The sequence below is a fragment of the Micromonospora sp. WMMA1923 genome (assembly GCF_049179195.1).
In the GTDB taxonomy this organism is placed as follows: Bacteria; Actinomycetota; Actinomycetes; order Mycobacteriales; family Micromonosporaceae; genus Micromonospora; species Micromonospora yangpuensis.
In genome coordinates this window covers 2,808,104-2,822,565 of the sequence record NZ_JBMHLZ010000001.1, presented here as the reverse complement: position 1 = coordinate 2,822,565, position 14,462 = coordinate 2,808,104, and the positions used below count along the sequence as shown (strand labels likewise).

11 protein-coding genes and 1 pseudogene are annotated in these 14,462 nt (G+C 72.4%); 11 read left to right on the top strand and 1 reads right to left on the bottom strand.

Annotated elements, in window-relative coordinates:
• Positions 1–42: 42 nt before the first annotated feature.
• Positions 43–1,521: pseudogene (locus tag ACN28G_RS12745) on the top strand (flavin-containing monooxygenase); the annotation flags it as partial.
• A 6-nt stretch (positions 1,522–1,527) separates the two neighbouring features.
• On the top strand, positions 1,528–2,436 hold the full coding sequence (locus ACN28G_RS12740) for an SDR family NAD(P)-dependent oxidoreductase (RefSeq protein WP_175440779.1): 909 nt from the start codon (positions 1,528–1,530) through the stop codon (positions 2,434–2,436).
• A 49-nt stretch (positions 2,437–2,485) separates the two neighbouring features.
• Here ACN28G_RS12740 and ACN28G_RS12735 read toward each other — a convergent pair whose 3' ends face one another.
• The gene (locus tag ACN28G_RS12735) at positions 2,486–3,934 is read right to left on the bottom strand and encodes a cryptochrome/photolyase family protein (protein ID WP_421479183.1); all 1,449 of its coding nucleotides are present in this window, start codon (positions 3,932–3,934) and stop codon (positions 2,486–2,488) included.
• A gap of 95 nt (positions 3,935–4,029) precedes the next feature.
• On the opposite strand from ACN28G_RS12735, the gene ACN28G_RS12730 reads away from it, so the two are divergent.
• From ACN28G_RS12730 to ACN28G_RS12690, 9 genes are all read left to right on the top strand, one after another.
• Complete coding sequence (locus tag ACN28G_RS12730; RefSeq protein ID WP_421479182.1) at positions 4,030–5,382, top strand: MFS transporter; 1,353 nt, start codon at positions 4,030–4,032, stop codon at positions 5,380–5,382.
• 73 nt (positions 5,383–5,455) lie between these two features.
• A complete protein-coding gene (locus ACN28G_RS12725) occupies positions 5,456–6,541 on the top strand; it encodes an S-(hydroxymethyl)mycothiol dehydrogenase (protein ID WP_091439071.1) in 1,086 nt (361 codons plus the stop codon).
• Positions 6,541–7,170 carry an MBL fold metallo-hydrolase gene (locus ACN28G_RS12720; RefSeq protein WP_091439067.1) on the top strand — a complete coding sequence of 210 codons (630 nt, stop codon included), beginning with the start codon at positions 6,541–6,543 and terminating at the stop codon, positions 7,168–7,170. The genes ACN28G_RS12725 and ACN28G_RS12720 overlap by 1 nt, the downstream gene beginning before the upstream one ends.
• A 434-nt stretch (positions 7,171–7,604) precedes the next feature.
• Entirely contained in the window at positions 7,605–8,312 is a 708-nt protein-coding gene (locus ACN28G_RS12715) for a hypothetical protein (RefSeq protein ID WP_091439064.1), read from the top strand.
• A 675-nt stretch (positions 8,313–8,987) separates the two neighbouring features.
• Positions 8,988–9,578, top strand: coding sequence for a hypothetical protein (locus ACN28G_RS12710; RefSeq protein ID WP_091439060.1), 591 nt, complete (start codon positions 8,988–8,990; stop codon positions 9,576–9,578).
• Positions 9,579–9,766: 188 nt separating this feature from the next.
• Entirely contained in the window at positions 9,767–11,329 is a 1,563-nt protein-coding gene (locus ACN28G_RS12705) for a hypothetical protein (RefSeq protein ID WP_421479181.1), read from the top strand.
• A 16-nt stretch (positions 11,330–11,345) separates the two neighbouring features.
• Positions 11,346–12,320 (top strand): pirin family protein, encoded by a 975-nt coding sequence (locus tag ACN28G_RS12700; protein WP_091439056.1) that lies wholly within the window; start codon positions 11,346–11,348, stop codon positions 12,318–12,320.
• Between the two features lie 376 nt (positions 12,321–12,696).
• The gene (locus tag ACN28G_RS12695; RefSeq protein WP_091439053.1) at positions 12,697–13,107 is read left to right on the top strand and encodes a DUF2267 domain-containing protein; all 411 of its coding nucleotides are present in this window, start codon (positions 12,697–12,699) and stop codon (positions 13,105–13,107) included.
• A 285-nt stretch (positions 13,108–13,392) separates the two neighbouring features.
• Positions 13,393–14,412, top strand: coding sequence for a TerC/Alx family metal homeostasis membrane protein (locus tag ACN28G_RS12690; protein ID WP_091439051.1), 1,020 nt, complete (start codon positions 13,393–13,395; stop codon positions 14,410–14,412).
• Positions 14,413–14,462: the final 50 nt, after the last annotated feature.

Genomic DNA, 14,462 nt, shown 5'->3' with positions numbered 1-14,462 from the left:
ACGGTCCGCACCGGACCGCCCCTCGGCACCGGGAGAACAGCCATGGCCAGCGACCACGTCGACGTGCTGATCGTCGGCGCCGGCCTCTCCGGCATCGGTGCCGCCTGCCACCTGAGACGCGACTGCCCGGACAAGACCTGGGCGGTGCTGGAGGCGCGCGACGCCATCGGCGGCACCTGGGACCTGTTCCGCTACCCCGGGGTGCGCTCGGACTCCGACATGCACACCCTCGGGTACGCGTTCCGCCCCTGGACCGACCCGCGGGCCATCGCCGACGGCGACGCCATCCGCGACTACGTCCGCGACACCGCCCGGGAGTACGACGTCGAGCGGCACATCCGCTTCCGGCACCGGGTGGTACGCGCCGAGTTCGACAGCGCCACCGCCCGCTGGACGGTGCACGCCGAGCGGGGCGACACCGCCGAGCCGGTGGTGCTCACCTGCTCGTTCCTCTTCACCTGCACCGGCTACTACCGGTACGACGCCGGCTACACCCCGACGCTGCCCGGCCTCGACCGGTACACCGGACGGCTGGTCCACCCGCAGCACTGGCCGGCCGACCTCGACCACACCGGCCGGCGGGTGGTGGTGGTCGGCAGCGGTGCCACGGCGGTGACCCTGGTCCCGGCGTTGGCCGAGCGGGCCGCCCACGTCACCATGCTGCAGCGCTCACCCGGCTACGTGGTCGCCCTGCCCTCGCGGGACGCCCTCGCCGACACGCTGCGGCGCTGGCTGCCCGCACGCGTCGGCCACCGGCTGGTCCGGGGCAGGAACGTGCTGTTCTCCACGGTCAGCTTCCAGCTCAGCCGACGCGCCCCCGGAGTGGCCCGGCGGCTGCTGCGCCGGGCCGTCCGCCGTCAGCTACCCGCCGGCTACCCCGTCGACAGGCACTTCGCGCCCCGTTACGACCCCTGGGACCAGCGGCTCTGCGTGGTCCCCGACGGTGACCTGTTCACCGCGATCGGCGCCGGCCGCGCCTCGGTGGTGACCGACCGGATCGACACCCTCACCGAAACCGGCATCCGCCTGGCCTCCGGCGCGCAACTGTCCGCCGACGTGGTGGTCACCGCCACCGGGCTGAACCTGCTCGCCCTGGGCGGCCTGACCCTGGCCGTCGACGGCACCGACGTCGACCTGGCCACGACGGTCGCGTACAAGGGCATGATGCTCTCCGGGGTGCCCAACTTCGCGCTGACCATCGGCTACACCAACGCCTCCTGGACCCTCAAGGCGGACCTGGTCGCCGGGTACGTCTGCCGCCTGCTGCGCCACCTCGACCGCACCGGCCAGCGGGTCGTCACGCCGCTGCCGCCACCCGACGGCGACCGGGTGCCGCTTATCGACCTGCGCTCCGGGTACGTGCTGCGCAGCGTCGACCAGCTGCCCCGCCAGGGTGCCCGCACCCCCTGGCGGCTGCACCAGAACTACCCCCGCGACCTGCTGCTGATGCGGCACGGTCGACTCGACGACGAGGGCGTCCGGTTCTCCGGTCCGGTCACCCCGACAGCGCCCGCAGCGAGGAGACCGATGCGTACCTTCGACTTCACCGGCGGCACCGCCGTGGTCACCGGTGCCGCCAGCGGCATCGGCGAGGCGTTGGCCCACGGTCTGGCCCGCCGCGGCAGCGACCTGGTGCTGCTGGACCGCGACGCCCAGCGGCTGGCCACGGTGCTGACCGCACTCCGGACCCGGTACCCCGACCAGCAGGTCACCGGCCACGTCGTCGACCTCGCCGACGCGACCCGCACCGCCGAGGTCGCCGAGCAGATCCGGGACCGGCACCCGCGGATCCGGCTGCTGGTGAACAACGCCGGCGTGGCCCTGGGCGGCCGGTTCGACCAGATCAGCCTGGACGAGTTCGGCTGGGTGATGGACGTCAACTTCCGGTCGGTGGTGCAGCTGACCCACGTCCTGCTGCCGGCGCTCAAGGCCGAGCCGGGCGCCCACCTGGTCTGCGTCTCCAGCCTCTTCGGCCTGATCGCCCCGGCCGGGCAGACCGCCTACGCGGCCAGCAAGTTCGCCGTCCGGGGCTTCACCGAGGCGCTGCGGCACGAACTGCGGGCTGACGGCGTCGGGGTCACCTCGGTGCACCCCGGCGGCATCCGGACCTCGATCGCGCGCAACGCCCGGATGGGCAGCGGGGTGCCCGCCGAGGACTTCGCCGCCGACCTGCGCCGCTTCGAGGGACTGCTCACCATCGACCCGGCCCGCGCCGCCGAGATCATCCTGACCGGGGTGCGTCGCCGCCGACCACGGGTGCTCATCGGCTGGTCGGCGAAGCTGCCCGACCTGCTGGGCCGGGTCGCGCCGGTGTCCTACGGCCGGTTCCTGGACGTCGGTCAGCGCCTGCTCACCCACGCCCTGGCCCGCCGGGCCGCCGCCCGGTCCGCCCCGACCCGCGCACCGGCACCGGATCCGGCCACCCCGCCGGGTTGACCCACGCCGCCGGGCCGTCCGTCGGGTCCGGTGTCGCCGCCCGCCGACGTCACGGCGGGTTGTCGCCGCGCTTCTCCTCCTGGGCCAGCACCGCCTCCCGGTGCTCGGGATCGTCCCGGGCCGCCAGCTCCGCGGTCAACCGCGGATCGTCGGCCAGTCGGGCCCCGTTGCGGTGCAGGAAACTCTCGAAACCCCCGGTGTACGGGCAGGCCAGGTCGCCGAGGGCGCGTTCCGGAACGTACCGGCAGCCGGCACAGTAGTCGCTGATCTCGTCGATGTACGCCCCGTCGACCGCGTACGGCCGGGTGTCGACGCGACCCAGGTCGGCGTAGTGGCTCATGCCGATTACCGTCGCGTTCATCACCCAGTCGGTGCCGTCGACGAACGACTGCCGGAACCACTCGACCAGCTCCGCCGGCCGCCAACCCCGCTGCAGCCCGTAGTTGCCCAACACCAGCAACCGCTGGGCGTGGTGGGCCCAGCCCCGGTCCCGTACCCCGGCGAGCACGTCGCCCAGGCACCGGGCCTCCACGGCGTCGGCGTCGAGGTCGCGGAACCAGTCCGGCAGCGGCTCGGTGGCGGGCAGCCACCGGCCACCCCGGAACGACGGCTCCACGTACCAGTACAGCTGCCAGAGGAACTCGCGCCAACCGAGCAGCTGCTGGATGAACGGCTCGACCGCCGAGCGTGGGGCCCACCCGTCGCGCCAGGCCTGTTCGGCTCGGCGTACCGCCGGCTCCGGATCGAGCAGCCCCAGGTTGAACGAGGAGGAGAGCACACTGTGCGCCAGGGTCGGGTCGTGGGCGCTCATCACCGCACCGAACCGGCCGTACTCGGCCAGCCGGTGCCGCAGGAAGTGCGTCAGCCGGGCCTCGGCCTCGGCATGGGTGACCGGATAGCGGCGGGGGGAGTCCCGGCCCACGAACCGGACCCCCTCGGCGGCCCACCGGTCGAGGTCACGACGCACCTGTGCGTCGATGTCGTCCTCCTCGACCGCCGGCGGCGGGGGCACGTCGAGCGGGTCACGGCGATCCGGGGTACGGGCCCGCGCACCACCCGCCGGCTCGGTCAACACCCCGTACCGACGCTTGTTCTCCCGGTAGAAGTCCCACATCCGCAGCGGCGCCCGCCGGCTGCGGTCGGCCCAGGCGGCGAAGTCCGCCTGGCTGGTCATGAAGCCACGCGGCGGCAGGACCGTCAGTCCGTCGACCGACCGGGCGAACGCCAGGGCGGCCCGGGAGTGCGGATGGCACACCTCGACCGCCCCGCCGAGCTGCCCGAGCGCCTCCCGGAAGGTGCCGGTGCGCAGCAGGACCGCCCGGTCACCCAGCTCGGCGGCCCGGTGGCGCAACGCGGAGAGGATCAGGTGCGCCTTCTGCCGGTGCATCGGCCGACGGCGGAACACCTCCCGTGCCTCGACGAGCAGCACCGGCTGACCGGGGTCGTCGAGGAAGTGCGGCCCGAGTTGGTCGGCGAGCAGCCACCGGTGAGGAGACATACGTCGATTCTGCCCAGTGCGCCACTGTCGCGCCGGCTGGCGGGCCCGGTGTCCGGAATATGGTCCGATCGGCTCCGCCTTACCGCCCGCCCCACGTGTCCCGGACCACGCCCGACCGGGGCGCGGTGACCGGCCGGGAGCCGGCGGTGATGATGGAGATCATGCCTGCCACCGTGCTCGACCGGATCCGCGCCGTCGAGGCGGCCCCTGCCCGGGCCGGGATGGTCTGGGCGGTGGCCCTCAGCGCGTACGCGGCGGCGGTGTTCCACCGCAGCTCGCTGGCGGTGACCGGGGTGGACGCCACCGACCGGTTCGGCATCAACGCCTCCGCGCTGGCCACCTTCTCCGTCGCCCAACTCGCGGTGTACGCCGTGATGCAGGTACCGGTCGGGGTACTGCTCGACCGGTACGGCTCCCGCCGGCTGCTGCTCGTCGGCGGTGCCCTGCTGGTCGCCGGCCAGCTCTGCTTCGCCCTCGCCACGGACGTGCCGCTGGCGGTGACCGGACGGGTCCTGGTCGGCTTCGGTGACGCGATGACGTTCATCAGCGTGCTGCGGCTGGTGGCCTCCTGGTTTCCCGGCCGGCGCAACCCGATGATGGTGCAGTTGACCGTGACCCTCGGTCAGTTCGGTGCGATTCTCGGCGCGGTGCCGTTGGTGACGCTGCTGCACGCCACCGGTTGGAGCACCGCGTTCCTGATCGCCGCCGCGGTGGGCGCGAGCGTCACGATGATGGTGGCCGTCGCGGTCCGGGACACCCCGCACCGGGAGACCGCCACCGTCGCGCCGCCCGGGTTGGCCGTCGTCCGCCAGCGACTGGCCGACGCCTGGGCGCAGCCGGGGACCCGGCTCGGCCTCTGGACGCACTTCGTCGTCCAGTTCCCCGGCACGGTCTTCGCGCTGCTCTGGGGCTACCCCTTCCTCGTACAGGGGCAGGGGTTCGCCCCCACCACCGCCGCCGCGACGCTGACCGTCATGACCGTCGTCGGGCTGCTGCTCGCGCCGGTCATCGCGCAGCTCTGCGCGCGGCACCCGTACCACCGCTCGTCGCTGGTCCTGGCCCTGGTCGGCGGCACCGCCCTGATGTGGACGGTGGTGCTCGCCTGGCCCGGTCGGGCACCGGGGTGGCTGCTGGTCGTGCTGGTGGTGGTGCTGGCGGTCAGCGGCCCCGGCTCGGCGATCGGCTTCGACTACGCCCGGACCTTCAACCCGGCGCACCGCCTCGGCAGCGCCACCGGCATCGTCAACGTCGGTGGCTTCGTCGCCTCGATCGTCCTGATCCTGGCGATCGGCTTCGTGCTCGACCTGACCACCCCCGCCGGTGCGGCGAACCCGGCGCTGTCGTCCTTCCGGTGGGCCTTCGCCGTGCAGTACCTGCTCTGGGCGCTCGGTGTGGTGCAGGTGCTGCGGTACCGCAGGGTCACCCGGCGGCAGCTCGCCGCCGGGTGACCCAGGCCGGTCGGTGAGCCGGCCGGGGTGATCGGCGGTAGGTTCGCCCTGGGAACCGGAACAGGGAGGCAACGTGAGTCAGCAGGTCCGGGGAGTCGTGTCGCGGAGCAAGGGTGCTCCGGTCGAGGTCACCACGATCGTGGTACCCGATCCGGGGCCGGGTGAGGCGGTGGTGCGGGTGCAGTCCTGCGGGGTCTGCCACACCGACCTGCACTACCGCGAGGGCGGCATCAACGACGACTACCCGTTCCTGCTCGGCCACGAGGCCGCCGGGACCGTGGAGCAGGTGGGCGAGGGCGTCACCGACGTGGCGCCGGGCGACTTCGTGGTGCTGAACTGGCGGGCCGTCTGCGGCACCTGCCGGGCCTGCCGGCGCGGCCGCCCCTGGTACTGCTTCGCCACCCACAATGCCACCCGGAAGATGACCCTCACCGACGGCACCGAGCTGACCCCGGCCCTGGGCATCGGCGCCTTCGCCGAGAAGACGCTGGTGCACGCCGGCCAGTGCACCAAGGTGGCGCCGGCGGCCCGACCGGCGGCGGTCGGCCTGCTCGGCTGCGGGGTGATGGCCGGGCTCGGCGCGGCGATGAACACCGGGCAGGTGACCCGGGGCGACTCGGTGGCCGTGATCGGCTGTGGTGGCGTCGGTGACGCGGCCGTCGCCGGCGCGGTCCTGGCCGGGGCGACGACGATCATCGCGGTGGACACCGACTCCCGCAAGCTCGACTGGGCCCGCAGGTTCGGTGCCACCCACACCGTCAACGCCTCCGAGGACGACCCGGTCGCGGCGATCCAGGCGGCCACCGGTGGCTTCGGCGCCGACGTGGTCATCGACGCCGTCGGTCGGCCGGAGACCTGGAAGCAGGCCTTCTACGCCCGTGACCTCGCCGGCACGGTCGTGCTGGTAGGCGTGCCGACCCCGGAGATGACCGTCGAGCTGCCGCTGCTCGACGTCTTCGGCCGCGGCGGGTCGCTCAAGTCCAGCTGGTACGGCGACTGCCTGCCCAGCCGGGACTTCCCGCTGTTGACCGAGCTGTACCTGCAGGGCCGCCTCGACCTCGACGCGTTCGTCACCGAGGAGATCGGGCTGGACCAGGTGGAGGAGGCGTTCACCCGGATGCACCACGGTGACGTCCTGCGCTCGGTGGTGGTGTTCTGATGGCGGCCCGTATCGACCACGCGGTCACCTCCGGCACGTTCTCCCTCGACGGGCAGACCTTCGACGTCGACAACAACGTGTGGGTGCTCGGCGACGACACCGAGTGCGTCGTCTTCGACGCCCCGCACGACGTCAACGCGATCCTGGCGGTGGTTGCCGGTCGGCGGGTCCGGGCCGTCCTGGCCACCCACGGTCACGACGACCACGTCCTGTTCGCCCCGGCCCTGGCCCGGGCCGTCGACGCGCCGGTGCTGCTGCACCCCGCCGACCGGGTGCTGTGGGACATGGTCCACCCCGACGTCCCACCCGCCGGTGAACTCGTCGACGACGAGACGATCGAGGTGGCCGGGACCAGCCTGCGGGTGCTGCACACGCCGGGGCACAGCCCGGGCGCGTGCAGCTTCCACGCGCCGGAGCTGGGGGTCGTCTTCACCGGCGACACGCTCTTCGCCGGCGGTCCGGGTGCCACCGGGCGCTCGTACAGCGACTTCGACACCATCATCGCCTCGATCCGGACCCGGCTGCTCACCCTGCCGCCGGAGACCGTGGTGCACACCGGGCACGGCGACAGCACCACCATCGGCGCCGAGGCACCCCAGCTGGAGCAGTGGCTGGCCCGGGGCCACTGACCGAGTCGGAGAACGGGGTGCGTCCGGCGGGTGCCGGGCGCACCCCGTTCGTTTCCCGGTCGGTCGTGGGCCGGGGACGGCGCGGGCGTCCGATCGCCGGGCGCACCTCGTTCGTTTCCCGGTCGGTCGTGGGCCGGGGACGGCGCGGGCGTCCGATCGCCGGGCGCACCTCGGCGTTTCCGGCCGCTCCCGGTCCGGGACGGTGCGGGCATCCGGTCCGCTCGTTGGGTTGTGACGGGTCGGGGGTGGCCCGTCCGATTCCCGGGCGTGACCCGGACCACAGCCCGCGCCGATAGCCGCATGTCCGGAATGACGGACACGGCGGGGTGGTTGGCATCCCCAAAGCGCCGACCAGCACACCCGCGTCGGCAGCCCCTGTCCCGAAGAGGCGCTCACCGTCGCAGCGCGTCGTAACGATCGAAAGGGCAACCATCGTGAAGTCCCCCTTCACCCGATGGCTCCCCGCCATCGCCAAGACCCCCTCCCGTCAGGCCACCCTCTCCGTCGTCGGGGTGGCCGTCATCGGCGGCCTGGCCTTCGGGCCCACCGCCGTCGCCGCACCGATCACCAGCACCCCGCACGCCGGCGCGGTGGCCGCCATCGACCTGGCCACCGGTAAGAGCCGAGCGGCCGACCCGGTCGAGTCCGGGCTGACCACCGGAGCCTGGCAGGCCGGCGGCGCCCGGACCGAGACGGCCAAGCCGACCCGGGACGAACTGATCCCGCACGGCGTCGAGGGCGCCCAGTCCCGCATCCCCCTGGACGACGCCCAGGTCTCCAACGCCCGGGCCATCATCGCGACCGCCAAGCAGACCGGCGTGGGGGAGCGTGGCGCGGTCATCGGCGTGGCCACCTCGCTACAGGAGTCGAAGCTCTACAACCTCGGCCACCTGGGCATGTACAACGACCACGACTCGCAGGGCCTGTTCCAGCAGCGTCCGTCGTCCGGTTGGGGCACGCCCGACCAGATCACCGACCCCGAGTACGCCGCCACCGCGTTCTTCGAGGCACTCAAGAACGTCGGCGGCTGGCAGGAGCTGCCGCTGACCGCCGCCGCCCAGACCGTCCAGGTCTCGGCCTACCCGTACGCCTACGCCCAATGGGAGCAGCAGGCAGCCGACATCGTCCACGAACTCTGGTAACCCCCATTTACCGGTAAGGAAGGGCCCCCTGTTATCGCTTTCTGATGCAAAAGGGGCCCTTCCTTACACGTGGGCGGGCGGGGGTCCGGGCGCGGTGTGCTCCAGGGCGTACCGGATGCCCGTGTACGGTGCCCCGACGTGGATCGCGGGTGTCGGGTAGATCTTGGACATTTACCGTTCAAATAGAACGGTAAATGTCCAAGATCTACCGCCTGGGTGCGGGTGGGTGATTGGGTCGCTCGTCGGCCCGTGGACAGTGCGGCCGTGAACGCAGCCGACCAGGCCTTATGTCCGCTTTGTCTCTTCGGGGGGTCTGAGGTGAACGCCTGTCCCTTGTTGGGGGCGAGTTGAGGCGCGTCCGGGGGTTTTGTCCGGTTCTCTGGGCGGGGTCGGGGTGGAATGGGTGCGGGCCGGGGGTCGTTACACCCTGCGTACGACCGAGTAGCTCGGCGGTTCGGCCTGCGGGCCGGGCCGGGTCGGGTGGCCTCCGGGAATGGTGGCGGGTGGTCGGTCGTTGCATCTGGACCCGGCGCGGTGAGCGGTGTTCTTCTCTGCTCCCGGCCGGCGAATTTCCCCTTGTTTTCTTGTTGGTGGGCGCCTCGTGGTGCTCGCATCCGCACCGGTGTTTTTTCCCCCTTGTGGTGTGGGTGTCGACCCCCAGGTTGGAGCTTTCTCATGACCACGATCATTCGTAGGAGTGTGTTGGGTATCGCGGGTCTGGCGGTTGCCGGTGGTCTGGCGGCGGGTCCGCTGAACCATCAGGACGCCACCCCGGTGACCTCGGGTCTGGCTCCGGTGGCCGCGGTGCAGGAGTCGAAGCCGGACACGGCGGCTCTGTTGCCGCATGGTGAGCCGTCGGGTCAGTCGCGTATCGAGTTGAACGACGAGCAGGTGACCAACACGAAGGAGATCATCGCGGCGACGAAGAAGGCCGGGATGGACGAGCGGGCCGCGGTGGTGGCGATCGCTACCAGTCTGCAGGAGTCGAAGTTGGAGAACCTGGGTCATCTGGGTGACCGTAACGATCATGACTCGCAGGGCTTGTTCCAGCAGCGTCCGTCCAGTGGTTGGGGGACGGTGGAGCAGATCACCGATCCGCAGTATGCGACCACGGCGTTCCTGAAGGGCCTGAAGCAGGTCGACGGCTGGGAGGACATGTCGTTGACCAGGGCCGCGCAGACGGTGCAGGTGTCGGCGTTCCCGGACCACTACGCGCAGTGGGAGAAGCAGGCCGCTGACCTGGTCGCCGAGCACTGGAACAGCTGACCCCCGCGATACAGGCTCAACGCCGACTGGCCGGTACCCCCCACCCGGGGGTACCGGCCAACGGCGTCCCCACACCCGGCAGCGTGACCTGCGCCGGGTTGATCCGAAAGCGGTCCGGGCACGTATCTCCTGGCGGGGGACCGCGAAAGGGGAAGGTCGTGTCGGACCACGAGATGTACCGACGTCCGGTGACGAGACCTGTCCCGGATGCCGACGAGCCCACGATCGAGATCGTGGGACTCGCACCGGCCACCGTGCCGACCACGGAGGAGTTCTGGCCGGATGTAGCGACCGGGGGCGCTCCGCCCACACCACCGCACCGGCCGGCCAACGGTCCGACGCGCGCCGACCGTGCGCCGGCCGACGACCCCGTCCGCGTCGCACCAGCCGACAACGCGCCGACCACCGCCGACGCCGCATCGGGCTGGGCTCCGGCCGACCCCGCGTCGGCCCCCGCCGCCGCGTCCGCTAGCGCCGAATCGGGCTGGGCCCCGGCTGACCCCGCGTCGGCCCCCGCCGACACCGCGTCGGTCTCGGCCTCCGCCGGCACCGCGCCGTCCATCTTCGACCCGGTGCCCGGTCGCGTCGAACCTGCCGCCGTGCCTGCCGAGGCGGCTCCGCGTCGCGTCGAGGCGGGCGCGCCACCGGCAGACGCCGGCCCGCGCCCTGTCGACGCCGGCCCGAGTCCGGACGAGGCTGCCGTCAAGCCCGCCGACGCGGCCCCGCACAGTGTCGAGTCCGCCGCCGTGCCGGCCGATCCCGCCCCGGGTTGGGTGGCCGGCGCCCTGGGCCGGGTCGACGGCGGCTACCAGCACGACCCGTGGGAGCCGTTGGTCGGCGACGTCGGGCCGGGACCCGACGACCACCGTCTCGGCATGTCGCCCTGGCCGCCGGTCGGACCACCGGACGACGGGCTGCTGATCGACGTCGACGGCACGCCGGCGGACGGTTCGCCGCCGCCCCGGCGCCGCTGGTCGCGAGGTACCAGGTGGTTGACCGCCGCTGTCGTGGTGGTGCTCGCCCTCGGCGCCGCCGCCGTGGCCGCCACGCTCGCCGCCCCCAATCCGCTGGGGGTGGCGTTCTCCGGGGACGGTGACGGTCGACCACCCACGGGTGAGACCGCCGTGCCGGCGGAGCCGGCTCCCGACGGTGCGTTGACCGCGGCGCTGGACGGTCGGCGTGCGGCCACCTTCGAGCTCCTCGACGGACTCACCACCCTGGCGCTGCGCGCCGACGACCTCGGTGACGACCTGTACCGGATCGGTGCCCCGGCCGGCGGTGTCAGACCGGAACCGCAGCTGCGCGGGGACAAGGTCCGGCTGTACGTCGAGCAGACCGGTCGACCCGGCCCCGGAGTCGTCGACGTGGTGCTGAACTCGCGGGTCACCTGGCAGTTGAAGATCGTGGGCGGGGTCGACGAGCAGGTGCTCGACCTGAGCCGGGGCCGGCTGGCCGGGGTGGAGCTGATCGGCGGAGCGACCCGGGTCGACCTACGGTTGCCGCAGGTCACCGGCACCCTGTCGGTGCGGATGTCCGGCGGCCTGAACGAGCTGCTGATCCGGTCGGCCGGGGACCCTCCGGCGCGGGTCCGGGCCGCTTCCGGCGCCGGCACGATCCGGGTGTACGACCAGCGGCAGGCCGGCATCGCCGCCGGGCAGGTGGTCGACAGCCCGCAGTGGGACAACGCCACCGACCGCATCTGGGTGGACCTGGTCGCCGGGGCCAACCTGGTGACCGTCGGGCGCAGCTGAGCGTAGAGTCAGCTCGGTGGAGCGTACCGAAACGATGCCGGCGCTGACCCGGCCAGCCGGCACGGCCGCGACCGATCCGGGCAGCGTCCTGTTGCCCGGCCACGACGTGCCGCTGGGGCGTTGGACCACGGTGCGCCGGCTGCTACCGCAGCGGCAGCGCCGGATGGTCGGCGCGTGGTGCTTCGTGGACCACTTCGGCCCGGACGACGTCGCCGAACGGCCGGGGATGACCGTACCGCCGCACCCGCACACCGGGCTGCAGACCGTCACCTGGCTGCTGGACGGGGAGATCATCCACCGGGACAGCCTCGGCAACGTCCAGCCCATCCGGCCCGGCCAGCTCAACGTGATGACCTCCGGGTACGGCATCGCCCACTCCGAACGCTCGCCCGCGACGCGCCCACCGGTCATGCATGGCGTGCAGCTCTGGGTGGCCCTACCCGACCCGGCGCGGGCCGGCGCGGCCGACTTCGCCCACCACGCCGACCTGCCGACCTGGCAGGGCGGTGACCTGGTCGGTACGGTCCTGGTCGGCGAGTTGGGCGACGCCCGGTCCCCGGCCGTGGTGCACACGCCGCTGGTCGGGGTGGACCTCGCTGTCGGCGGCCCCCGACCGGCCACCGTGCCGCTGCGCCACGACTTCGAGTACGGACTGCTTGCCATGTCCGGCTCCGCCGAGGTCGACGGGATGACGCTGGAGGTCGGCGTGCTGCTCTACCTGGGGGCCGGTCGGACGGAGTTGACCCTGCGGGCCGAGCCCGGCAGCCGGTTGCTGCTGCTGGGCGGCGTCCCGTTCGAGGAGCCGTTGGTGATGTGGTGGAACTTCGTCGGCCGCTCCCACGAGGAGGTCGCCGCCGCCCGGCAGGACTGGGCGGCCGGCAGCGACCGGTTCGGTGCCGTGGCCGACGATCCGGCGCCGCCCCTGCCCGCCCCGGCACTGCCCACCACCCGGCTGAAGGTGCGGGACCGGCACGGCGGCACCCGCGGTTGAGCCGGCGTCGGCCCGCTCCGCACGTACCCGCCAAGGTGATCAAGAACGTGCGATGGGCCACAGTTCTGCTGAAAATCATCCGTTAGGACGATGGCGCACGTATGCTTACGGCGGCAGTGATGCCCGCCCGGTTCGGGCGTACATCCGCCTCGCGGCCGTGACCCGGTTCGGGTCCGGCTGGCGGAGTCAGGTTCTGTGGTGCCCCGGTCGCGGTTCGCGGTCCGGGGCACCGCCTGTTTCGGCCCGGTGGGCTTTCGGCCCGCTCTGTTCCGGCCCGGTGGGCTTTCGGCCCGGTCGAGGCCCGGGCGCCGCGCCCCGTTTCCCCGCCGCAGCCGCGGGTACCCGTGCCGCCCCGACGAGCCGAGGGAGTACGGGCATGGACTACGACACCTTCATCGACCAGGTGGCCCGGCGTGCCCGCACGTCCGGCGAGCGGGCGGTCGAGTTGACCCGGGCAACCCTGGAGACCCTCGCCGAGCGGCTCACCGGCGGCGAGGTGCTGGACCTGGCCGCGCAGTTGCCCAAGCCACTGCGGTTGGTCCTCAGGCCGAGCCCGGGCACCGAGGCCGCCGACAGGTTCGGTGCGGCCGAGTTCGTGGCCCGGGTGAGCCTGCGGGCCGGGCTCGACGAGTCCGCCGCCCGGTACGCCGTCCAGGCCGTCTTCACCACCCTGCGGGAGGCGATCTCCGGCGGTGAGTTCGACGACGTGGTGACCCAGCTGCCGCGCGACTACCGGGAAATCGTCGAGCCGGCGTTGGCCCCCGGTACCGCCCTGCGCCGGGCCTGACCGGCGCGGCCGACCGGCAGGCCCGCAGGCGAGTGGTGTCGACCGGGGAGATCACCCAGCGTGACGAAATTGGGGACGACAGGCTTCGCCGGCGGCGCGCGCGGGCGGGTTGGGCCGTTGGACTTGGTAAGCCGGCCCGGCTGGCCTAATCTTTGTCGCACGAGGGGAGTACTTCCCACGAACCATACCGGTCAGTACGGTGCACTGGCGTGCACCTCGGGTGGTTGCCCAGCGAATGCTGGGTGAAGGAGACCTCGAACATGGAATGGTGTTCGAGGAGACCTCATGCCCGAAATCTCTTATCTGTCCGCCGGTGAGCTGACGTCGGTCGGTACCCCCACCCTGTGGGCCGTCACCATCGCCGGCGTGATCGCCCTGCTGTGCCTGGACTTCCTGGTCACCCGGCGCCCGCACGAGGTGTCGATGCGGGAGGCCCTCGGCTGGTCGACGTTCTACATCGCGCTGCCGTTGGCCTTCGGCGCCTGGGTCTGGTACGAGTTCGGCTCGCAGCAGGGTGTGGAGTATCTCACCGGCTACCTGGTGGAGAAGTCACTCTCCGTCGACAACCTTTTCGTCTTCATGCTGCTGCTGGCCGCCTTCGCGGTGCCGGCCGCGCTCGCCCAGCGGGTGCTGCTCTTCGGCATCACCGGGGCGCTGGTGCTGCGCGCGATCTTCATCGCCCTCGGCGCCGCCGCCCTGCAGACGCTCGACTTCGCCTTCCTGCTCTTCTCGATCATCCTGATCCTCACCGCGGTCAAGCTGCTGCGCGACGCCCTCTCCGGGCACGAGCAGGAAGTCGACATCTCGAAGATGCGCTCGGTCCGGTTGCTGCGCCGGATCATGCCGGTCACCAACGAGTACCACGGCACCCGGATGATCGTGAAGCTCGGCGGCCGGCGGACGCTGACCCCCCTGGCGCTGGTCGTGGTCGCGGTCTTCGCCACCGACATCGTCTTCGCCGTCGACTCGGTGCCCGCCGTCTACGGCATCACCGAGGATCCGTACCTGGTCTTCGCGACCAACGCCTTCGCGCTGCTCGGACTGCGGGCGCTCTACTTCGTCCTGCACGCCGCGCTGAGCCGGTTGGTGCACCTCAGCTACGGCCTGGCGGTCATCCTGGCGTTCATCGGCATCAAGCTGGGCCTGCACTGGGCGCACGGGATCTGGCCCGGGCTGCCGGAGATCCCCACCCTGGTCTCGCTCGGGGTCATCGTCGGGGTGCTGACCATCGTCACCATCACCAGCCTGCGGGCCACCCGCAACGCCGAGCCCGGCCCGACGGAGGTCATCAAGGAGCGGCTCTGAGCCGGCCGCGACGACCAGGCCCCCGCGCGCGGATCGACTCCGCGCCGGGG